The sequence below is a fragment of the Corallococcus sp. AB032C genome (assembly GCF_003668935.1).
In the GTDB taxonomy this organism is placed as follows: Bacteria; Myxococcota; Myxococcia; order Myxococcales; family Myxococcaceae; genus Corallococcus; species Corallococcus exiguus.
On the sequence record NZ_RAWP01000006.1, the window covers coordinates 133,472 to 152,857 of the forward strand.

At 70.0% G+C, this 19,386-nt stretch carries 19 protein-coding genes; 10 read left to right on the forward strand and 9 right to left on the reverse strand.

The window, feature by feature from the left end:
• Nucleotides 1-70: 70 nt before the first annotated feature.
• Both D7X99_RS03980 and D7X99_RS03985 read left to right on the forward strand, forming a co-directional pair.
• Entirely contained in the window at nucleotides 71-640 is a 570-nt protein-coding gene (locus D7X99_RS03980; RefSeq protein ID WP_233613076.1) for a PadR family transcriptional regulator, read from the forward strand.
• On the forward strand, nucleotides 637-1,404 hold the full coding sequence (locus D7X99_RS03985) for a siderophore-interacting protein (RefSeq protein ID WP_121776534.1): 768 nt from the start codon (nucleotides 637-639) through the stop codon (nucleotides 1,402-1,404). Before D7X99_RS03980 ends, D7X99_RS03985 begins: the two co-directional genes overlap by 4 nt.
• 3 nt (nucleotides 1,405-1,407) lie before the next feature.
• On the opposite strand, the gene D7X99_RS42645 is transcribed toward D7X99_RS03985, so the two are convergent.
• A complete protein-coding gene (locus D7X99_RS42645; RefSeq protein WP_158626916.1) occupies nucleotides 1,408-1,584 on the reverse strand; it encodes a hypothetical protein in 177 nt (58 codons plus the stop codon).
• 207 nt (nucleotides 1,585-1,791) lie between these two features.
• On the opposite strand from D7X99_RS42645, the gene D7X99_RS03990 reads away from it, so the two are divergent.
• Complete coding sequence (locus D7X99_RS03990; protein WP_121776535.1) at nucleotides 1,792-3,195, forward strand: FAD-binding oxidoreductase; 1,404 nt, start codon at nucleotides 1,792-1,794, stop codon at nucleotides 3,193-3,195.
• Between the two features lie 25 nt (nucleotides 3,196-3,220).
• On the opposite strand, the gene serA is transcribed toward D7X99_RS03990, so the two are convergent.
• The 3 genes from serA to D7X99_RS04005 all read right to left on the reverse strand — a co-directional run bounded on the left by serA (nucleotide 3,221) and on the right by D7X99_RS04005 (nucleotide 6,791).
• Complete coding sequence (serA, locus tag D7X99_RS03995) at nucleotides 3,221-4,474, reverse strand: phosphoglycerate dehydrogenase (RefSeq protein ID WP_121776536.1); 1,254 nt, start codon at nucleotides 4,472-4,474, stop codon at nucleotides 3,221-3,223.
• Between the two features lie 159 nt (nucleotides 4,475-4,633).
• On the reverse strand, nucleotides 4,634-6,289 hold the full coding sequence (locus tag D7X99_RS04000) for a trypsin-like peptidase domain-containing protein (RefSeq protein WP_121776537.1): 1,656 nt from the start codon (nucleotides 6,287-6,289) through the stop codon (nucleotides 4,634-4,636).
• A 124-nt stretch (nucleotides 6,290-6,413) separates the two neighbouring features.
• Nucleotides 6,414-6,791, reverse strand: coding sequence for an STAS/SEC14 domain-containing protein (locus D7X99_RS04005; protein ID WP_120595722.1), 378 nt, complete (start codon nucleotides 6,789-6,791; stop codon nucleotides 6,414-6,416).
• Between the two features lie 288 nt (nucleotides 6,792-7,079).
• On the opposite strand from D7X99_RS04005, the gene D7X99_RS04010 reads away from it, so the two are divergent.
• A complete protein-coding gene (locus D7X99_RS04010; RefSeq protein WP_121776590.1) occupies nucleotides 7,080-8,111 on the forward strand; it encodes a class I SAM-dependent methyltransferase in 1,032 nt (343 codons plus the stop codon).
• Here D7X99_RS04010 and D7X99_RS04015 read toward each other — a convergent pair whose 3' ends face one another.
• Nucleotides 8,112-13,070: an ATP-binding protein gene (locus tag D7X99_RS04015; protein WP_121776538.1), complete on the reverse strand. Its 4,959-nt coding sequence runs from the start codon at nucleotides 13,068-13,070 to the stop codon at nucleotides 8,112-8,114.
• A 438-nt stretch (nucleotides 13,071-13,508) separates the two neighbouring features.
• Here D7X99_RS04015 and D7X99_RS04020 point away from each other — a divergent pair, with 438 nt between their 5' ends.
• From D7X99_RS04020 to hppD, 3 genes are read left to right on the forward strand one after another with little or no spacing between them, the layout of a single operon-like run.
• On the forward strand, nucleotides 13,509-14,489 hold the full coding sequence (locus D7X99_RS04020; protein WP_121776539.1) for a fumarylacetoacetate hydrolase family protein: 981 nt from the start codon (nucleotides 13,509-13,511) through the stop codon (nucleotides 14,487-14,489).
• Nucleotides 14,486-15,145 carry a maleylacetoacetate isomerase gene (gene maiA, locus D7X99_RS04025; RefSeq protein WP_121776540.1) on the forward strand — a complete coding sequence of 220 codons (660 nt, stop codon included), beginning with the start codon at nucleotides 14,486-14,488 and terminating at the stop codon, nucleotides 15,143-15,145. Before D7X99_RS04020 ends, maiA begins: the two co-directional genes overlap by 4 nt.
• A gap of 40 nt (nucleotides 15,146-15,185) precedes the next feature.
• Nucleotides 15,186-16,349 (forward strand): 4-hydroxyphenylpyruvate dioxygenase, encoded by a 1,164-nt coding sequence (gene hppD, locus D7X99_RS04030; RefSeq protein WP_121776541.1) that lies wholly within the window; start codon nucleotides 15,186-15,188, stop codon nucleotides 16,347-16,349.
• A gap of 55 nt (nucleotides 16,350-16,404) precedes the next feature.
• On the opposite strand, the gene D7X99_RS04035 is transcribed toward hppD, so the two are convergent.
• Nucleotides 16,405-16,698, reverse strand: coding sequence for a hypothetical protein (locus D7X99_RS04035; RefSeq protein ID WP_121776542.1), 294 nt, complete (start codon nucleotides 16,696-16,698; stop codon nucleotides 16,405-16,407).
• Nucleotides 16,699-16,818: 120 nt separating this feature from the next.
• On the opposite strand from D7X99_RS04035, the gene D7X99_RS04040 reads away from it, so the two are divergent.
• The 3 genes from D7X99_RS04040 (at nucleotide 16,819) to D7X99_RS04050 (ending at nucleotide 17,720) form a co-directional block, all read left to right on the forward strand.
• Nucleotides 16,819-17,100, forward strand: a complete 282-nt coding sequence (locus tag D7X99_RS04040) for a hypothetical protein (protein WP_147476016.1) — start codon at nucleotides 16,819-16,821, stop codon at nucleotides 17,098-17,100.
• Complete coding sequence (locus D7X99_RS04045) at nucleotides 17,097-17,339, forward strand: hypothetical protein (protein WP_121776544.1); 243 nt, start codon at nucleotides 17,097-17,099, stop codon at nucleotides 17,337-17,339. Before D7X99_RS04040 ends, D7X99_RS04045 begins: the two co-directional genes overlap by 4 nt.
• A gap of 120 nt (nucleotides 17,340-17,459) precedes the next feature.
• Nucleotides 17,460-17,720, forward strand: a complete 261-nt coding sequence (locus D7X99_RS04050) for a hypothetical protein (RefSeq protein WP_120574584.1) — start codon at nucleotides 17,460-17,462, stop codon at nucleotides 17,718-17,720.
• A gap of 11 nt (nucleotides 17,721-17,731) precedes the next feature.
• Here the strand turns inward: D7X99_RS04050 and D7X99_RS04055 are convergent, their stop codons facing one another.
• The 3 genes from D7X99_RS04055 to D7X99_RS04065 form a co-directional block, all read right to left on the reverse strand.
• Entirely contained in the window at nucleotides 17,732-18,109 is a 378-nt protein-coding gene (locus tag D7X99_RS04055) for a hypothetical protein (protein WP_121776545.1), read from the reverse strand.
• A gap of 130 nt (nucleotides 18,110-18,239) precedes the next feature.
• Nucleotides 18,240-19,031 carry a sulfite exporter TauE/SafE family protein gene (locus tag D7X99_RS04060; RefSeq protein ID WP_121776546.1) on the reverse strand — a complete coding sequence of 264 codons (792 nt, stop codon included), beginning with the start codon at nucleotides 19,029-19,031 and terminating at the stop codon, nucleotides 18,240-18,242.
• Nucleotides 19,032-19,045: 14 nt separating this feature from the next.
• Complete coding sequence (locus tag D7X99_RS04065; RefSeq protein WP_121776547.1) at nucleotides 19,046-19,369, reverse strand: rhodanese-like domain-containing protein; 324 nt, start codon at nucleotides 19,367-19,369, stop codon at nucleotides 19,046-19,048.
• Nucleotides 19,370-19,386 lie beyond the last annotated feature (17 nt).

Here is a 19,386-nt window from a genome sequence, read left to right on the forward strand (position 1 = left end):
GCGTCAGATAATGCTGAGATATATCTCAGAGCCATCTGGAAGGTATCTTGAACCCCTGAGAGGACGCGACATGCGCGGCGGACACGGACGAGACCGGGGCGACCCGGAGCACTGGCATCACCACGAGCGCGGGGAGGGCCACCGGGGACGGCACGGAGGCCCTGGCGGCGGGCGGCACCGGATGTTCGAGGGCGGCGAGCTGCGCCTCGTCCTGCTCCACCTCCTCAACGAGGAGCCCCGGCACGGGTACGACCTCATCCGGGCCATCGAGGGCTTGAGCCGAGGCGTGTACGCCCCCAGCCCCGGGGTCATCTACCCCACGCTCACCCTGCTCAAGGACATGGAGCTGGTGGGCGAGCCGGACACGACGGACACGCAGCGCAAGCTCTTCGCCATCACGGCGCAGGGCAAGGCGCTGCTCGCGGAGAACGCGAAGACGGTGGAAGGGCTGCTGCGACGGCTCGCGGAGGCTGGCGAGATTCGCGAGCGCACGGACGCGGCTCCGGTCCGGCGCGCGATGCAGAACCTGAAGAGCGTGCTGTTCGACACGCTGTCGCCCGGCGTCGACAAGAAGGTCGTGCTCGACGTGGCGGCGTTGATCGACGAGGCCGCGCAGAAGATCGAGAGGCTCCGCTCATGAGCACCCAGGACCTGCATCAAATCGTTCGCGTGCGCCACGAGCTGCGGCGGCGCAGCCTGGTCGTCAGTGGCGTGGAGTCCGTGACGCCTCGCATGCGGCGCATCCACTTCGCGTCGCCGGACCTGGCGGACTTCAACAGCCCGTCGCCAGATGACCACATCAAGCTGTTCTTCCCTCGGGCGGGGGAGCAGGTGATGCGTGACTTCACGCCTCGCTCCTACGACAACCGCGGCCAGACGCTGACCATCGACTTCGCGCTGCACGGCTCCGGACCCGCGACGGAATGGGCGGCTGGCGCGAAGGTCGGCTCCACGCTGGAGATTGGCGGACCGAAGGGCTCGCAGCTCGTGCCCGATGACTTCGACTGGTACCTGCTGGTGGGGGATGAGAGCGCGCTGCCGGCGCTCGGCCGCCGGGTGGAGCTGCTGCGCCCGGGCGTGCCCGTGACGACCGTGGCGGTCGTGGCCCACGCGTCCGAGCAGCAGACCTTCGTCACGAAGGCCTCCTGGCACCCGACCTGGGTGGTGCGTGGAGAGCCGGGGCCCGGAGATGGCGCGCTGTTGCGGCGCGAGCTGGCGAAGTTCACGCCTCCGCCGGGGGATGGCTTCGTGTGGCTGGCGGGCGAGGCGGAGTGGGTGCGCGAGCTGCGGACCTACGTCATCGAGGAGCGCGGCCAGCCGGCGGAGTGGGTCAAGGCCGCGTCCTACTGGCACCGCGACGGGGATGACGCCCATGCGGGCCCTGGCCGTCATCTCCCGGCGTAGGGCTCACAGGTCCAGGATGAGGCTCAGTTCCTCGTCCATGGCTTCATCCGTCTGGACGGCGGCGTCGTGGTCATCCGCGTCATCGCCGTACCGCGACCACCCGGCGAGCACCGCCGGACCCAGGCACGTCATCTGCCGGGGTGTGGCCCCGACGCCGTCGCCGTCCCCGTCCGGACCCAACCAGCGCTCGACCCGGACCGTGCGATTCGCATCGCGGTCGTCGAGGTTCCTCGAAAGGCAGGGCCGCGACGGGGGCGCGGCGTCCGTGCCCTATACGGAGCGAGCTGGGCTTCCTGGCCCTTTTCCAGCCCGGCATGCGTCAGGGGCCGTGCTCCAGGCCGCCGCCGGGCTTGTCATGCCCCAGGGGCTGCAATACGCCTTGGACCCATGTCCACCGCCGCGCTGCCCGCCGACTTCCTCCGCGCCATCGCCGAGTCCTTCCCCGCCGACTTCCTCACCCGGGAGCCCGCGGAGCTCCAGGAGTACGGTCGCGACTGGACGCGCGTGTACGCCCCGGCGCCGGGTGCGGTGGTCTTCCCTCGCACCACGGAGGAGGTGGCCCGCTTCGTGGCGCTGTGCCACCAGCACCGCGTTGCCTTGGTGCCCTCCGGCGGACGCACGGGCCTGGCGGGCGGGGCGGTGGCCATGCGCGGCGAGGTGGTGCTGTCGCTCAAGCGGATGACTCGCATGGAGTCCGTGGACCTGTTGGGCAACACGGTGCGCGTGCAGGCCGGCGCGGTGACGGAGGCGGTGCACCAGCACTGCGCGCCGCACGGGCTCACGTGGCCGGTGGACTTCGCGTCCAAGGGCAGCAGCACCGTGGGTGGCAATATCGCCACCAACGCGGGCGGCGTGAAGGTCATCCGCTACGGCCTCACCCGGCAGTGGGTGCTGGGCCTCCAGGTGGTGACGGCGCAGGGGCAGGTGCTGGAGCTCAACGGCGCGCTGGAGAAGAACAACACCGGCGCGGACCTGCGCCAGCTCTTCATCGGCAGCGAGGGCACGCTGGGCGTCATCACGGAGGCCACGCTCAAGCTGACGCGGCTGCCCGGCAAACAGGACGTCTTCCTCTTCGCGGTGCCGGACGTGGCCGCGGTGCTGCGGCTGTTCCGCGACGCGCGTCAGGCGCCGCTGGTGCTGTCCGCCTACGAGTTCTTCACCGACAAGTGCCTGGCCCGCGTGCAGCGCCACCGCAAGCTGCGCTCGCCCTTCGAGGCCCCCAGCGGCTGCTACGTCCTCTTGGAGTCCGAGGGCGGCGACCCGGCGGCGGTGGAGGCGTGGCTCGGCTCCCTCTTCGAGCGCGGGCTCGTCACCGACGGCACCCAGGCGCAAGGCACGGCGCAGGCGCAGGAGCTGTGGTCCCTGCGCGAGTCCATCAGCGAAAGCCTGTCCGCCACGGGCGTGCTGCACAAGAACGACATCTCCCTGCCGGTGGCGAACCTGGAGGCGTTCTGCGCGGAGCTGGATGCCATCTTCGCCAGCCGCTACCCGGGCTGGGAGATCTGCCTCTTCGGCCACATCGGTGACGGCAACCTGCACGTCAACGTGATGAAGCCGGACGCGGTGGAGAAGGCGGACTTCTTCGCCCACGCGAAGCAGTCCGACCACGCCATGTTCGACCTCGTGCGCAAGCACGGCGGCAGCATCTCCGCCGAGCACGGCATCGGCCTGCTCAAGAAGGACTACCTGGACTACACGCGCGCGCCCGGGGAGATGGAGCTCTTGCGCACCCTCAAGCGCGCGCTGGACCCCGCGGGCATCCTCAACCCGGGGAAGATTTTGGACGCCTGAGGGCGCGGCTTCCGCGCCCGGCGTTTCAAGACACGATGCGCGTCTTGATGTCCGTCTCCAGCCCGGCGATGGCCTCGCACACCTGGCGGGACACGTCCTGGTCCAGGTCCATCACCAGGTAGCCCACGTTCGCGTCCGTGCTCAGCACCTGCGCGTGGATGTTGGCGTTCAGGTCGGACACGATGCGGTTGATGTCACGCAGCACGCCCGGCGTGTTGCGGTGCACGTTGATGATGCGGTGGGTGCCCGGGTTGATGGGCGTCTCCACGTTGGGGAAGTTCACCGCGCCCGTCGTCGCGCCGCCCTTCACGAACTTGAGCAGCGACGTGGCCACCTCCTTGCCAATGGACGCCTGCGCCTCCTCCGTGGACCCGCCGATGTGCGGCGTGAGCACCACGTTGGGCAGCCCCTGCAGCTCCGTCACGAAGCCGTCCGAGTTGCCCTCCGGCTCCTCCGGGTACACGTCCACCGCCGCGCCACCCAGGTGCTTGGAGCGCAGCGCCTGCGCCAGCGCCGGGATGTCCACCACCGTGCCGCGGCTGGCGTTGATGAGGCACGCGCCCGGCTTCATGGCGGCCAGCTGCTCCGCGCCCATCATCAGGTGCGTGGAGGCCAGCGCCGGCACGTGCAGCGTCACGAAGTCGGACTCCGCCAGCAGCGCGTTCAGCGTGGCCACCGACCGCGAGTTGCCCAGGGGCAGCTTCGTCATCACGTCGTAGTAGAGGACGCGCATGCCCAGCGCCTCCGCCAGCACGCCCAGCTGCGAGCCGATGTGCCCGTAGCCGATGATGCCCAGCGTCTTGCCGCGCACCTCGTGGCTGCCCGTGGCCACCTTGCGCCACTGCCCCGTGTGCACCTCTCGGCTGCGGTCGAAGAGCTGGCGCGTCAGCACCACCACCTCCGCCAGCACCATCTCCGCCACGCTGCGCGTGTTGCTGAACGGCGCGTTGAACACCGGCACGCCGTGCACGCTGGAGGCGAGCAGGTCCACCTGGTTGGTGCCGATGCAGAAGGCCCCAATCGCCAGCAGGTCCTCCGCGTACTTCAGCGACTCCTCCGGCACCGTCGTCTTGCTGCGGATGCCCAGCAGGTGCACGCCCCTGAGCCGCTCCGCCAGGTCCTCCGGCTTGAGCGCGGCGGACAGCCGCTCCACCTCGAAACCCTCCACCTTCAGCATCTCCTGGGCCGAGGCGTGGATGTTCTCCAGCAGCAGGACTCGCAGCGGACCCTCGGTGCTCACGGGGCGGCGGGGCGACGGCGGGAAGCGGGGTGTGCTCATGGCGCCTTGCGTTAGACCTCGCCCTCCAAGGTGTCAAGCCTCGGGTGGGGAGGGAAGCCCCCGGGGCAGGAGCGGCTGGGCGCCAAAAGACACCGGGCCCGTCCCTCCCCGTATCACGAGGGAGCGACAGGCCCGGAAGGACAGCTCAGGCGCGGGAGGCTACTGGAGGGTCCAGGCCAGCGTGCCGCTGCACGCCTCGCTGCCGAAGCAGCCCACGCGAATCTGGTACGTGCCGCCCGCGCTCGCCGGCGCGGTGTAGGACGCGCGGGACAGCGAGCCGCAGCCGGAGGCGTCGTCGTTGAACGTCACCTGCTGGCCGGCGGCGTTGAACAGGCGCACCACCGTGTCACCCGTGCCCGTCGCGCTCCCCACGCCGCAGCTGCCGAAGGTCAGCGTCTGGCCGGGCGCGAGCGTCACGTCGCTGTTCGCCGTGCCCGTGGTGGCGTTGGCGGTGTTGCTCACGTTGAAGTTGGATGAGCCCTGGGTGGCCGCGCTGCCCTGGGCAATCTCCCAGGCCACCGTGCCGGCGCAGCTGCCGGCCTGGTAGCAACCGGCGCGGACTTCATAGGTGCCCGCGACGCTGGCCGTGTAGGTGATCTTCGAACCGAAGCCGCTGCCGCAGCCGTCGTCGTTGGACGCGACCTCCGTGCCGGACGGGCCGCGCAGGCGCAGGAAGGAGTCACCGCTGGTGAGGGCCGCGCCGGTGACGCCGCAGGTGCCCACGGTGAGCTTGTCGCCGGCCTTGAGCGTCACCGTGCCGTTGATGGTGCTGCGCGTGGCGCTGGCGGTGTTGGACGCGGTGAAGACGTAGTTGGTCGCGGGGGGCGGCGTGGTGTTGCACAGCCGCTGGTTGGTGTTGGCCGCGCAGAACGCCGTGATGGCCTGGTTCACGTAGGTGATCTCCTCACCACCGCAACCCGTCTCCGAGCACACGTTGACCTCGTAGCAGCCCTGGCCCGAGCGCAGCACGTAGTCCTCGTCGCCGCGCACCAGGATGCCCGCGATGGTGTTGGTGGCCGTCTCGTACACGGCGGAGCCGGAGTTGCCCGCGAAGGTGTCCGTGGTCGCGACGAAGTAGTCCTTGAGGCCGGAGTTGACCGCGCGGACGGAGCCGCCCGAGTCGATCTTCACCGGGAGACCGCTGCCGCTGCCGATGACGGCCACGTTCTGCCCCACGGTCATCGCGGTGTTGCCCGCGCGCACCGGAGCGGGGGTGAAGCGCGGCGCCGCCGAGCGGTCCATCCGGATGATGGCGTAGTCCAGGTCACCGGCGCTGTTCGACGACTGCCGGCGCACCACGATGCTCTTGCAGGAGAAGACGTCCTGGCTGGTGATGGTCTCCAGCGTGTTCTCCGACGTCTTGTAGAACTTGAAGACGAAGCGCGTGTCGGCGCACTCCGCCGCGCTCGTCACGCAGTGGCCCGCGGTCAGCACCAGGTCATCGTCGATGAGCGTGCCCGAGCAGAAGGCCGGCGCCGGGTCGTTGTAGAAGCGCTGGTCGGTGCACAGGCCCTCCCACTCGCTCAGCGGCGTCTGGTCCACGATGATGTTGTTCGGGTTCGAGTCGTCGATGAAGTCCGGCGTCAGCAGCGCCACGGTGGACTGACGCGCCCGGTCCTGCAGGGTCGCGCTGGGGTGCGCGTAGACTTCCATGCGGTCGTCGTTGCCGTAGACGACCGGCGCGTTCGACTCGTTCAGCGCGGGCTGCTGCTCCGGCGTGCCGGACTCAGGAGCCGGCCCACAGGCCAGGGCGGTGAGGGTACAGAACAGGGTGCCGAGCAGCTTCGCGCGGCGGGCGGGGGCGGACACGGACATGCGGGGTGACTCCTGACGGGTACGGCGACAGACACAGCGAAGAAAGGGGGTGTTACTGGAAGACGTAGGCGGACCCGTGCGGTCGCATGGAAGGACCGGGGGGAGGGGATGCCGGGGGTTGGCTTCAGTCCGCGTCGGGGGCTTCGAGCCAGGACAGGGCCTCGGAGCGGGTCTCGAAGGTCTTCGCCGGGATGGTGAGGCCGGCGTTCTTGGTCATGCGCCACGCCTGCAGGCCGCTGCCGGGGTCGCTCACCACGCGCGCGGAGCGCTTCATGCCGCGCTGCTGGGCGTAGGCGTTCAGCCGGGCCATCTCCCCCACCACCGTGGAGGGCATCACCCGCAACTTGGACTGGTCCACCAGCGCGGACCACTCCGAGCCCCCGCGGGCGGTGATGTCCTTCTTCAGTTGCTCGACGTACTCGGTCACGTCCTTCGGCGTCACTTCCGACGGATAGATGATCTCGATGATGTCGTGGGGCAGGTGGGCGATTTCAATCTTCATGCGCGGCTTGCGGCTCTCTTCCAGGCGGGGCGCGCCATCCTAACCGCAGTGCCTGTCGCCGGATACCGCGCCCCCCCGCAATCCCTCCCCCAGGGCGGGGATTGTCGGACCTTGCGGGTAGAACCGTGCCTGGAGGGCCACGCGGACCCGCTGCGTCACGCCACGTGCGGCCGGTGTGGGCCGGGTGGTGCAGGGGAGCCCCGGCCGGCTGGCTGGAGACGGGCCTGGCGAAAGGCGCGGGCGCGGGAAGTGAATGACCCCCACTCCCAGGTTGTCAGGATGATGCCCATGCGCCAGCCCATCCTGTCGGTCCACGGCGCGGCTCTCCCAGTCGCGCCTGAAGCCAACCACCTCGTCCTGGTGAATGCCCCCCGGGAAGAGGCGCCTTTACCAGAGGAAGTGTTCACGGAGGCGCGAGAGTGGCTGGACAGCCTGCACTCCCGGATGATGCAGGGTCCGGACGAGACGCTGCATGCCGGAATGACCGCCCTTCACGGGGGGCTCATCCATCGGCGGCGGCAGTGGAGCCCGGAGGTGTGGAAGCGCTTCTGTCAGGAGCTGGCGCGCAAGCACCCCATGCGCCCCTTCCTGCATCAGTGCCCCTTCACCCGGCACGCCTTCGAACGGCCACGTGGCTACGCGGGTGACGCGGCCCTCATCGACTACCTCTACATGGACCATGCGGCGGACGAGCTGCACGCGGGCCGCGAAATCTACCGCTACATGCACGGGCAGCCGTCCGCGCGGAGCGTGCGCGAGCGCCGGGAGCTGCTCGCTCGGATGATGGACGAGACGGCCGGGCGGCGGCCCGACGGGCGCGTGCTGTCGGTGGCGTGCGGGCACCTGCGGGAGGCGGAGGCGTCGCGCGCGGTGGCGGAGCGCCGGCTCCAGGAGCTCATCGCGTTCGACCAGGACCCGGTGAGCCTGGCGGAGATTTCGCGCCTGCATCCGGGCGGCATCGTGCGGCCGGTGTGCGGCTCGGTCCGCTCGCTGCTCGCGGGCAAGGTGGCGTTCCAGGACCTGGACTTCGCGTACTCCGCCGGGCTGTACGACTACCTGTCGGACTCCGTGGCCGCGCGCCTCACCGCGCTCCTGTTCCAGATGCTGCGCCCGGGAGGACGCCTGCTGGTGGCCAACTTCGCGGTGCACCCGCCGGAGACGGGCTACATGGAGGCCTTCATGGACTGGTGGCTCACCTACCGGGACGAGGACGGCATGCGCGGCCTCCTGTCGGAGACGCCGCTGGAGCAGGTGGAGAACGTGCGGCTGTTCCGCGACTCGCAGGACAACGTCATCTATCTGGAAGTGACGCGCCGCTAGTCAGTGCATCGGTGAGCCGGAGCGGGGCAGGGTGACGGTGAAGGTGGAGCCCTGCTCCGGGGCGCTGGCGACGTCGATGTTGCCGCCCAGCGCCTGGACGATTTCGCGGACAATCCAGAGGCCCAGGCCGAAGCCGCCGTAGTGGCGCACGGACACCGCGCGCTCGAAGCGCTCGAAGATGCGCGCCCGGTCCTCCTCCGCGATGCCGATGCCGTGGTCGCGCACCTCCAGGCGCACGTCCGTCGCGTCCCCGTCCAGCGTCACCTCCACCGGCTTGCCCGCGCCGTACTTCATGGCGTTGGTCAAGAGGTTGCCCACCACCTGCTCCAGCCGGAGCGCGTCCCAGTGGCCGATGAGGCGTGGCTCGCTGGCGTGGAAGCGTACCTCGCACTCGGCGCGGACCAGGGCCTCGCGGCTGCGCTCCAGTTGGGCGCACACCAGCGCCACCAGGTCCACGTCCTCGCGCTTGATGTGCAGCTGGCCCTGCGCGATGCGGGAGATGTCCAACAGGTCGTTGACCAGCTTCCCCAGCCGCTGGGTCTGCGAGAAGGCGGACTCCAGCTTCGCGGTCAGCTTCTCCGGAGGCATGGGCACACCCTTCGCCTTGGACTGGAGCCCCTGGATGTGCAGCTGCAGCGACGTGAGCGGCGTCTTCAGTTCGTGCGCGGCGATGGACAGGAAGTCGTCGCGCCGGCGCACGGCCTCTTGCTCCTCCCGGTACAGGCGGCCCTGCTCCTCGGAGAGGGCGGCGACGCGCTCGAAGTTCTCCGCGTTCTCCAGCGCCGCGCTCGCGAGCACCGCCACGAAGGAGGCCAGCCGCTCCTCGTCCTCGCCGAACAGCGCGCCCACCTTGCGGTGGCTGGCCACCACGCACGCCACCGTCTTGCCTCGGACCTGGAGGGGCGCGCACAGGAGCGAGCGCACCCCGAGCAGCTCCATGCTCTCGCTGATGCCGCCGGGCAGCCCCTGGCCCAGCACGGTGATGCGGCCCGTCTCCAGCGCGCGGGCGAGCGCGGTGCGGCTGAGGCCCTGGTTCTTCGCGTCCTCCTCGGACACCACCGCGCGCGGGTCCACCACGGCGCAGCGCTCCGCGCGCAACAGCTCCTGCATGGACTGGCGCGCCGTTTCGAAGACGGCCTCGCGTGACAGGGCGGAGGCGAGCCTGCGCCCCACCTCCAGCACGCGAGGGAAGCGGTCCACCAGCGACAGCGTCTCCACGCCGGTGCCGTGCTCCGTCCCCTTGTGCAGGCCGTCCTCCATGGCCTCCAATTCGCGCGCCGACGTCTCCAGGTCGCGCGCGGCACCGGGCCAGCCCTGCACCCGGGCCACCTCGCCGCGGGCCTGGAGCGTCAGCGCGCGCTCCTGGCGCATCTCCAGCTGTTCGGCCACGCGCAGGGCTTCGTCCAGGTACCTGCGGGCCCGCGCGGGCCGGCCTCGCAGCGCGCACATCAGACCGCGCTCGCGCAGCGCATGGGGCAGGTTGTTGCGGTAGGTGCGCGCGACGTCATGGGCGCGCTTCGCCACGCGATCCGCCTCCTTCAGAAGCCGTTCGCGCTGCCTGGGGTTGAGGGGGCTGGCCTGCTGGGCCAGGCGACGGCGCGCGGTGGCGAGCCACGGGGTGATGGGGGCCACGTACTCCTGACGCAGGTGCGCGTCCTCCACCACGCGCTCGGCGCGCTCCAGCACCTCCGCGGCGCGCGCGGGTTCGTTCTCACGCAACAGGCGCAGGCCTTCCGCCTGGAGCACGCCCGCGAAGGACTGCGGGTCGGTGGCGGTGGGCGCCGCCAGCTCCGTCTCCAGCAGCGCCGCGGGGATGCGGCCCCCGGTGGACTTGGCCCACGCCTCCAGGCCCAGGCGCAGCGAATACCGGTCCCCCAGCGCGAGCGCCGCCGCGTGCAGCTTCTGGCTCACCACCGCGGCCTCCTTCAGGCGGCCCAGGCGGTAGAGCGACATGGCGATTTGAAAGGTGGCGTTGTTCACCTCCCACGGGTCGCCGGTGCGCTCCAGCAGGCGCACCGCCTCGCGGCACTTCTCGATGCACTCCTTGAAGCGCGACGAGGCGTAGAGGGCCAGGCCATAGAAGTGCAGCGACTGGCCCTGGCCCCACACGTCGCCCAATTGCTGACGCAGGGCCAGTGACTTCTCCGCGTAGGCGTACGCGCGCTGGAACCAGGGCAGGGTGGTGAGCGCGGGCGAGTGCGCGGAGTACGCCTGCGCCAATTCCGGGGTGGGCGGGTAGCGCTCCGCCAGGTTCATGTCGCGCAGGTGAGCCCACAGCACCGCGGCGCGGCCCCGCTGGTACCAGTAGCCGTACGCGAGCCGGCTGTAGAGGTTGACCGCGAGCAGGTCCTCCTCGCCTCGCGCCAGGGACTTGCGGCCCAGCCACAGGCGCGGCGCCACGGTGTGCGCGGCCTGCGTGAGGATTTCCCACGCCGCGCTGGCGCCGGTGGTCAGCGTGCCGGGCGGCACCCAGCGGCCCAAGAGCTTCAGGCCCTGCTCCAGGTAGGTGTTGGCCTGCACCGTCTGGCCGCGCTTGAAGGCGAGCTCGCCCAGGTGGCCCAGCGTGCGGCCCTGCTCCAGCCGGTCGCGCGCCAGGGCCTGCGCGGCCTCCAGCTGCTGCTGCGCTTCGTCATAGCGGCCGCGCATCATCAGCGCGGTGCCCAGCCCGGACGCGATGCGGTAGCGGGTGTGAGCGTCCGCGCCCGAGGCGCCGCGCTCGGCGATGCGGTAGTTCACCTCCGCGGTGTCCAGCGAGAAGCGCTGGCGCGCCTGCTCCGCGGCCACCAGCGCGTAGGGCAGGGCCTGCGCGTGCTCACCCGCCGCGTCGAAGTGGTAGGCCAGCTCGAACGGGTCGGTGGGCACGGACTGCTGGGCGGCCTTCGCGGCCAGCCGGTGCAGCTCCCGGCGCTCCTCCGGGGAGAGCAGGTCCAGCAGCACCTTGCGCAACTTGTCGTGCACGAAGGTGGAGCGCGTGCCCTCCGTCCACAACATGTGCCGGCGGCGCGGGGGCTCCAGCGCGGTGGTGACGGCCTCCAGCGGTGTGCCGGAGAGGGCCGCCACCGCCCTCGCGTCGAAGGACTTGCCCAGCACGGCGCCCACGCTGAGCACGTGCAGGGACTCCGGTGGCAGCAGGCGCAGGCGCCGCACCAGGAAGGTGGCCGCCTGTCGCGACGAGCGCGCGTGCGCCATCGCCTCCGGCTGCACCCGCCAGCCCTCCGGGCCGGGCATGAGGACGCCGTCCTCCACCAGCCCGTGCAGCACCGCGGAGGCCATGAACGGATTGCCCCCCGCCAGCCGCGTCACCAGCTCCACGGCTTCTTGCGGCAGCACGCCGGCCATGGACTCCGCCAGCAGCGCCACCTCCGCCGCGCCAAAGGCGGACAGCTTGAGGTGCGCGCCCGGGGTCAGGCGCCTCAGCACGTGGTCCGCGTGGATGTCCTCGCTGCGGAAGGACACGATGAGCAGCAGCCGTCCGTCCCCGGCGCGGCGGCCCTGCGACCACGCCTCCAGCGCGCGCAGCGTGAGCGTGTCCGCCCACTGGCAATCCTCCAGCACCACCACCGCGGGCTCCTCCGGCGTGCCCAGCGCGCTCAACAGCGCGGTGAGGCTCCACACGCTGCGGCTCTCGCTCAGGGACTCCGGCCCCAGCCCCTGGGACCGCGTCGTCCGCGAGTCCGGGGCGAGCACCTCCGTGAGCCGGGGCAGCACCGTGCACAGACCGGCCTCCTGGCCCGCGAGCCTCTCCCTCAGGAGCGCGCCCAGCGCGGGCTCCTCGCGCGCGGCGGCGGCGATGCCCTCCGCCACGTCCGCGAAGAGCTGGAAGGGGCGCTGCGCGGACTGGTCCTGCGCCTGACCATGCAGCACCCACGCGCGCTGGCCCGTGGCCCGGGCGGAGAACTCCTCCAACAGCCGGCTCTTGCCGCCGCCGGACTCGCCCTCCACCACCACGGCGCGCGAGCCGTCCTCGCGCGCGTGCTCGAGCTCGCGCTCCAGCGTCATCAGCTCCTCGCGGCGGCCCACGAAGGACGGCTCGGTGAGGCTCTGGCGGTGGTCGTGCGCGCCGGTGACGAGCGCGGGCTCCGCTTCACCCCGGGACAGCGCGGCCTCCAGCGCGTTCAGGTCCGCGAGCGCGGCGTCCGCGGACTGGTAGCGATCGCGCGGGTCCGTCTGGCTCAGCCGCGCGATGAGCTCCTCCATCGCCAGCGGCACCTCCACGCCCACGGGCCTCAGGCGCGGGTGCGCGGTGAGGTGCAGGCGCAGCACCTCGCCCACCGTCGCGCCCTCCAGGGCGGGGCGGCCGGACAGCGCCTCGAAGAGCACCAGGCCCACCGCGTACAGGTCCGACGGCGCCTCCACCGGCCGGTTGATGAGCCCCGCCTGCTCCGGCGACATGTAACGCGCGGTGCCCACGGGCAGGTCGCGCAGGGGCGGGTCCAACCGCTCACTGCGAGACAGACCGAAGTCGGTGAGCCACGCGGCGGACAACGGGAAGTCGCGCACCAGGATGTTGGAGGGCTTCACGTCGCGGTGGAGGACGCCCTCGCGGTGCGCCTCCGCGAGCGCCTTCAGCAGGCGCTGGCCCAGGACGATGGCTTCCGGCAGGGACAGCGGGCCGCGCCGCAGGCGCTCCGCCAGCGTCTCGCCATCCACCCACGGGGTGACCAGGTAGAGCAGCTCGTCGAACGTGCCCAGGTGGCGCACGGGCACCAGCGCGGGGCTGTGCAGCCGCGACAGCACCTCCGCCTCGTGCTCCAGCCGGTGGCGGGACGTGGGGACGAAGGCGGACAGGGCGGTGACCTTCACGAGCACGCGCTCGTGGGTGAGGAGGTCCAACCCCTGCCAGGTGGAGATGCCCCGGCCCGCCTTCACCCGCTGGCGCAGCTCGTAGCGGTTGCCCAGCCGCTGGCCCGGGTGTGGCTCCCTGGGGGTGTCGCCGGCCTGTTGGAAGCCTTGCGCCATTCAATGCCCTCGCGAGCCCCCAACCGCGTCGCCCGGCGGCGTGGTCGGCCGGATGTCCCTCTTCCACAAGCTGGGTTTCCGCCCGGGTCCCTGCCAGGGGGGAGCGGCCCGCGCGTGCGCGCGCTGCTCGGGATTTGAACAGTCGGCACGCTCCCACTTCCCGCCCCTGTCCCCTGGTGCCCCCTGTCCGTTCGTGGAGCAGGCGGCCCGACAGGCGAACACGTGGGTTTCCACGATGCCCTGACGTGCGGAGGCCCGCGCATCGTCCTTAGCCGACAGCCACGCGAATGCGAGCGGCCAGCAACGTTGCTGGTGGGAGGAAGGATGCCGCGCCGCGTTCAACGGGCGTGCTTGACTCGCCTGGTTGCCCGGCGGAAAAGCCCGTCGGGTCAGGCGGCCTCCCCCTTCCTCCCCACAGGCCGCCGAGGGAGCGCGAAATTGAAGCTCGCGACGCTCAAGGACGGAACTCGCGACGGGCGGCTCGTCGTCGTCAAGCGGGACAACTCCGCCTATGCGCTGGCCACCAACGTGGCCCTCACGCTGCAAGCGGCCCTGGATGACTGGGACGCGAAGGAGCCGCAGCTGCGTGCGCTGGCGCAGCAACTGGAAGCCGGCGCGGTGCAGAGCCGCCCGCTGGACGTGAAGGCGCTGCACGCGCCCCTGCCGCGCGCCTACGAATGGGTGGACGGCAGCGCGTACATCAACCACGTGATGCTGGTGCGCAAGGCGCGCAACGCGGAGCCTCCGGCCACGCTGCGCACGGATCCGCTGGTGTACCAGGGCGGCTCCGGCGACTTCCTGGCGCCCACTCAGGCCATCCCGCTGCGCGACGAGGCGTGGGGCCTGGACTTCGAGAGCGAGGTCTGCGTCGTGCTGGGCGACACGCCCATGGGCACGAAGGCCGAGGACGCGGACAAGCACATCAAGCTGGTGATGATCGCCAACGACGTGTCCCTGCGGAACCTCATCCCGGAGGAGCTGGCCAAGGGCTTCGGCTTCTTCCAGAGCAAGCCCGCCACCGCGTTCGGCCCCTTCGCGCTGACGCCGGACGAACTGGGCGCGGCGTGGACGGAAGGCCGCGTGCACCTGCGCATGCGCAGCACGCTCAACGGCCAGCTCGTGGGCGACGCGGACGCGGGCCCGGAGATGCACTTCTCCTTCCGCGACCTCATCCAGCACCTGACGCGCACGCGCGCCTTCACCGCGGGCACCATCCTGGGCAGCGGCACGGTGTCCAACGAGGACCGCTCGCGCGGCATCTCGTGCCTCGCCGAGCGCCGGATGATTGAGACCATCGACGAAGGGAAGCCGAAGACGTCCTTCATGAAGCCCGGGGACACCATCGAGATTGAAATGCTGGATGGCGAGGGGCACAGCCTCTTCGGCCGCATCTCCCAGACGGTGGTGAAGGCGCCATGAAGAACCTGAAGCTGCACAGTTATTGGCGCTCCTCCGCGTCCTGGCGCGCGCGCATCGCGCTGAACTGGAAGGGGCTCCCCTTCGAGTACCTGTCGGTGCACCTGCTCAAGGACGGCGGCCAGCAGTTCTCAGCGGACTACCGCGCGGTGAACCCCATGGCCCGCGTGCCCACGCTGGAGTGGACGGAAGCGGACGGGCAGGCGCGCAAGCTGTCCGAGTCCATGGCCATCCTGGAATACCTGGAGGAGCGCGTGCCCTCGCCCGCCCTCCTGCCCACCGACGCGTACCTCCGCGCGAAGGCGCGCATGCTGGCGGAGATGGTGAACGCCGGCATGCAGCCGTTGCAGAACACGTCGGTAACGCTGCGCATCAAGAACGAGCTGAAGGCGGACGAGAAGGCCTGGGCGGCGCACTGGAACGCGCACGGGCTGACGGCGCTGGAGGCGGCGGTGCAGGCGACGGCGGGGCGTTATTGTGTGGGGGACGGAGTGTCGTTCGCGGACGTGCTGTTGGTTCCGCAGCTCTACGGGGCCCGCCGGTTCGGTGTAGACCTGAAGCCCTATCCCACGCTGCTGCGGATTGAAGCGGCGTGCAACGAACTCCCCGCCTTCCAGGCGGCGCAGCCGGACCGGCAGCCCGACGCTCAGCCGGCGTAGTCACGAATCATCTTCTTCATCACCACGAGGAGTCAGCGACATGGCCAAGCAGGAATCGCTGGGCATCAAGGCCCTGGAGAGCATCCACTGGTACGTGCATGACCTGGAGCGCAGCCGCCAGTTCTACACGAAGGGGTTGGACTTCGCGGAGGTGGCGGTGTCCGGGCCGGAGCTGGACGCGCACGGCAAGCAGAAGTCCGCGCTGTTCCAGGCGGGTGAGATTGCCCTCGTCGTGAGCCAGCCCGTGGGCGAGGGCGGCCGCGCGTGGCGCTACCTGCGCAAGCACCCGGACGGCGTGGGCACGCTGAACTTCGAAGTGGAGGACGTGGAGAAGGCGTTCAAGCTGCTGGAGCAGCGCGGCGCCACGTTCATCACGGAGATCCAGCGCTTCACGGACGACGCGGGCGGAAAGCTGTCGTTCTTCTCCATCACGACGCCGTTTGGCGACACCACGTTCCGCTTCCTGCAGCGGGACAACTACAAGTCCATCTACCCGGGCTTCAAGGTGCACGCGCAGCCCAAGGGCGGCCAGAACAAGTACGGCTTCGACAAGCTGGACCACGTCACGTCGAACTTCCAGACGATGAAGCCCATGCTCCTGTGGATGGAGCACGTGATGGGCTTCGAGAAGTTCTGGCACATCGAGTTCCACACCGAGGACGTGGCGTCGCAGCAGAAGCGCGACCACGGCAGCGGCCTGAAGTCGGAAGTGATGTGGGATCCGAAGAGCGGCGTGAAGTTCGCGAACAACGAGCCCAAGTTCCCGTTCTTCAAGGCCAGCCAGATCAACATCTTCAACGAGGACCACCGCGGTGACGGCGTGCAGCACCTGGCCATCACGGTGAAGGACATCCTGTCCTCCGTGAAGGACATGCGGCAGAACGCGGGCATCCAGTTCATGCCCACGCCGGGCTCGTATTACGACGCGCTGCCGGAGCGCATCCAGCACATGGGCATCAAGAAGATCGACGAGGACATCAACGTCCTGCGCGAGCTGGAGGTGCTCATCGACGGTGACAAGGAGCGCAGCTACATGCTCCAGATCTTCATGAAGGACGCGGCGAGCCTCTACAAGCAGGCGGATGCGGGCCCGTTCTTCTACGAAATCATCCAGCGCAAGGGCGACCAGGGCTTCGGCGGCGGCAACTTCCGCGCCCTGTTCGAGAGCATCGAGCGCGCGCAGAAGGCCGAAGGGCGCGTGTAGTTTCGCGAGTGACCCGGCCGCGAAGTTCCGCGGCCGGGCTACCGCTCCGGTGGGCTTAGGGGTCGTACGGCTCGCACACCTGCAGCTCCATGATCCACTCCCGGAACGGGGTCCGGATGCCGCTCCGGCCCACCTGCCGATTGCAGACCAGGCAGATCTCCCTGCCCACCTGCGTCGTATAGGTGGCATCGCTGTAGTATTTGACGTGGAAGGTGGCCGCGCAGAGGTCCAGCGCATCCTCACGCGTCGAAAGTGAGATCTCCTCTCCCACGTCCGCGTCCGCTTCGACACCGCCGCAGCCCGCCAGCAGTCCCAACGACAGAAGTCCGCCGATGATGCACTTTCGCATTGTCCGCCCCGGTTGGAGTTGGCCCGTCTTTCAGGGATTGAAAGTCTATCATGGTTGCGTGAGATGAGGCGGGCTGCCAGGGCGGCATGCATCGCCTATCTTCACTCCATGCGAATGCTCATGGGGCTGTTTCTGGCGGGCGCGCTGGGGTGGGGTTGCCAGTCCGCCGACTACGGTGTGCAAGCGAAGGCGCCGCTGGACTGCAAAGCGACCTACGTGGCGTGTGGTTGTGGCTGCTGCGGCGGAGTGGAGCCGGAGGTGCAGTGTCTGTCCTGCGCGAACAAGGACGACCTCCAGGCGCTCATCCAGAAGGACCAGGAGGCGAAGAAGGATCCGCAGTGCGCCGTCATGGGCTGCTCCCCCGGCACGAAGTACGTGTACTGCGACGCGAATCCCCAATGAACCTCATTGAACCCGTCATGCTCGTGGGGGCCGCCATTGGAGGCGTGGTGGGGGCGGTGTGGGGCTTCGGGTCGGGAATCGGCTGGGCGGTGGCGGGACTCGTCGGAGGCGTCGTGCTGGGCCCCATCCTCTTGCTGCTGCTGCTGTTCGTCCTGGCGATGTTGATGACGCTGGTCACGAAAGGGCCGCGCGCGGTGCTGCGTGGCCTGTGGGGAATGCGTCCCCCTGAGCGCCCCTGACCACGCTTCGTCTATCCTCTCCCCATGACCTCGCCAACACAGCCCCGGGACTGGGACGAGTTGGAACACCGCACGAGCCCGGCGCCGGCCGCTCCTGTCCCCGGCGCACGACGACTGCTGGTGGTCGAGGACACCTTCGACATCCAGGGGCGCGGAATCCTTGTCGTTCCCGAGGTGGACCTGGGAGCGCGAGCTCAGATGGAGCTCCGTGTGGCGTTACGGCGGCCGGAGGGCGACGTCCTGCAAGCTGTCGCGCTGGCGCAGATTCCACTCGGCGGACGGTCACGTCCTCAGCATGTGCTCTGCTTCGGCACACTCTCCAAGCAGGACATTCCTCTTGGGACGGAGGTGTGGCTGCTCGGAGAGGTGGAGTCGACCTGAACGCCTGAGCTTCAGCCGCAGCTCTGGTAGCAGTCGTTGCGCGTGGTGACGCACTCAAGTGCGTCCTCCGCGGTCTTCGCAGCCCTCGTGCAGCTCAGGAACTCCCTGTAGCAGGCGTCCTCGCACGGCGGCAGCGCCTGGGCCTGCACGGGCGCCGCGCCCAGGTCGCAGCCCTCGAAGCAGCGGTCCTGGTCCTCCGCGCACCAGGCCTGCCGCTCGGGCGTCGTCGCGGTCCGCATACAGTGGTTGTAGATGGTGATGCAGGCGCGCTCACACGGCGGCGGGGCCATGGCCGTCACATCCTGTGTCTCCTGCGCCTCCTGCTCCACTCCGCCACAGCCCGCGAAGAAGCCCACCGACAGCACTGCCGCGATGAATGACAAACGCATGGAATGGTCCCTGGGGTGATTGCCGTGAAGTACGGCAAGCCCATTCTTGCGCTGTCCATGCCCTCAAGGGCAGACAGGGTGGCCCGGTTTTGAAAGGAATTGAACGCCGGGGCGCGTCATCCCCAGCGTCTCACCACCACCCCGCCAGCGCGTCCCGGTTCTTGAACATGATGAAGGCACCCATCACGACGAGGAAGAGGGAGAAGGCCCGCTTGAGGGCCGCCTGCGAGACGTAGTGGGTGGCCCAGGTGCCGACGAGGATGCCCGCCACGGCGATGGCCGTGAAGATGCCCAGGGAGAGCCAGGGCACCTGGACGTGGCCGAGGTAGCCGGCGAAGCCCACGAAGGAGTTGAGGGCGATGACGAGCAGGCTCGTGCCCACCGCCTGCTTCATCGGGAGGCCCGCCAGGAGCACCAGCGCCGGGACGATGAGGAAACCGCCGCCCACTCCGACGAGCCCCGTGAGCCCGCCCACGCCGAGCGCGGCCAGGGCCATGACGGGGAAGGACGCCTTGCGGGGCTCGGGCACGGGCGCGGACTCCTGGCGCGCGGCGAGCGCGGCCTCCTTGCGGCCGTTGCGGAACATGAAGAAGGCGGCCACGAGCATCACCGTGGCGAAGAGCAGCAGCTGCACGGCGCCCGAGACGAAGACGGACAGGCGCGCCCCCGCGTAGGTGCCCACCATGGCCACCGCCCCGAAGACGAAGGCCGCCCGGAGCCGCACGTTGCCCTTGCGCCAGTGGCCCGCCGCTCCGAAGAGGCTGGTGACGCCCACCACGGCCAGCCCCATGGCGATGGACTCCTTGGCCCCGAAGCCCAGGACGTACACGAGGATGGGGACGGTGATGATGGAGCCGCCGCCGCCGAGCAGGCCGAGCGACAGGCCGATGAGGGCCGCGAGCGAGAAGCCGAGGATGGGCATGGGGTCCGTTTCCGCTAGCCCTGGGGCGCGCGGGGTTCGCGCACGGCGAGCATCCCGCCCGCCAGGTTGTAGAGGTGCTTGAAGCCACGCTGGGCGAGCGCCTGCGCCGCCTTCGCGGAGCGCCCACCCGAGCGGCAGATGAGCAGCAGCGGTTGTTCCCGCGGCCACGACGCGGCCGCCGCCTCCAGCGTGCCCAGCGGGACGAACTCCGCTCCGGGAAGGTGGCTCAAGGGGCCCGTGAACTCGTCCGGCTCACGCACGTCGATGCGCCGCACCTCGGGGCCGAGCGTGTCGAGCTGCGAGGGCGTGAGGTCCTGATAGGGGTGATGGGGTGTCATGGCTTGCTCCTGTTGGG

Coding starts and splice junctions, on each gene's coding strand:
- D7X99_RS03990 (WP_121776535.1), top strand. CDS start 1,792: ATGTCCACCGCCGCGCTGCCCGCCGACTTCCTCCGCGCCATCGCCGAG.
- maiA (WP_121776540.1), top strand. CDS start 14,486: ATGAAGAACCTGAAGCTGCACAGTTATTGGCGCTCCTCCGCGTCCTGG.
- D7X99_RS03980 (WP_233613076.1), top strand. CDS start 71: ATGCGCGGCGGACACGGACGAGACCGGGGCGACCCGGAGCACTGGCAT.
- D7X99_RS04045 (WP_121776544.1), top strand. CDS start 17,097: ATGAACCTCATTGAACCCGTCATGCTCGTGGGGGCCGCCATTGGAGGC.
- hppD (WP_121776541.1), top strand. CDS start 15,186: ATGGCCAAGCAGGAATCGCTGGGCATCAAGGCCCTGGAGAGCATCCAC.
- D7X99_RS04040 (WP_147476016.1), top strand. CDS start 16,819: ATGGGGCTGTTTCTGGCGGGCGCGCTGGGGTGGGGTTGCCAGTCCGCC.
- D7X99_RS04015 (WP_121776538.1), bottom strand. CDS start 13,070: ATGGCGCAAGGCTTCCAACAGGCCGGCGACACCCCCAGGGAGCCACAC.
- serA (WP_121776536.1), bottom strand. CDS start 4,474: ATGAGCACACCCCGCTTCCCGCCGTCGCCCCGCCGCCCCGTGAGCACC.
- D7X99_RS04055 (WP_121776545.1), bottom strand. CDS start 18,109: ATGCGTTTGTCATTCATCGCGGCAGTGCTGTCGGTGGGCTTCTTCGCG.
- D7X99_RS04065 (WP_121776547.1), bottom strand. CDS start 19,369: ATGACACCCCATCACCCCTATCAGGACCTCACGCCCTCGCAGCTCGAC.
- D7X99_RS04060 (WP_121776546.1), bottom strand. CDS start 19,031: ATGCCCATCCTCGGCTTCTCGCTCGCGGCCCTCATCGGCCTGTCGCTC.
- D7X99_RS04000 (WP_121776537.1), bottom strand. CDS start 6,289: ATGTCCGTGTCCGCCCCCGCCCGCCGCGCGAAGCTGCTCGGCACCCTG.
- D7X99_RS04010 (WP_121776590.1), top strand. CDS start 7,080: ATGCGCCAGCCCATCCTGTCGGTCCACGGCGCGGCTCTCCCAGTCGCG.
- D7X99_RS03985 (WP_121776534.1), top strand. CDS start 637: ATGAGCACCCAGGACCTGCATCAAATCGTTCGCGTGCGCCACGAGCTG.
- D7X99_RS04005 (WP_120595722.1), bottom strand. CDS start 6,791: ATGAAGATTGAAATCGCCCACCTGCCCCACGACATCATCGAGATCATC.
- D7X99_RS04035 (WP_121776542.1), bottom strand. CDS start 16,698: ATGCGAAAGTGCATCATCGGCGGACTTCTGTCGTTGGGACTGCTGGCG.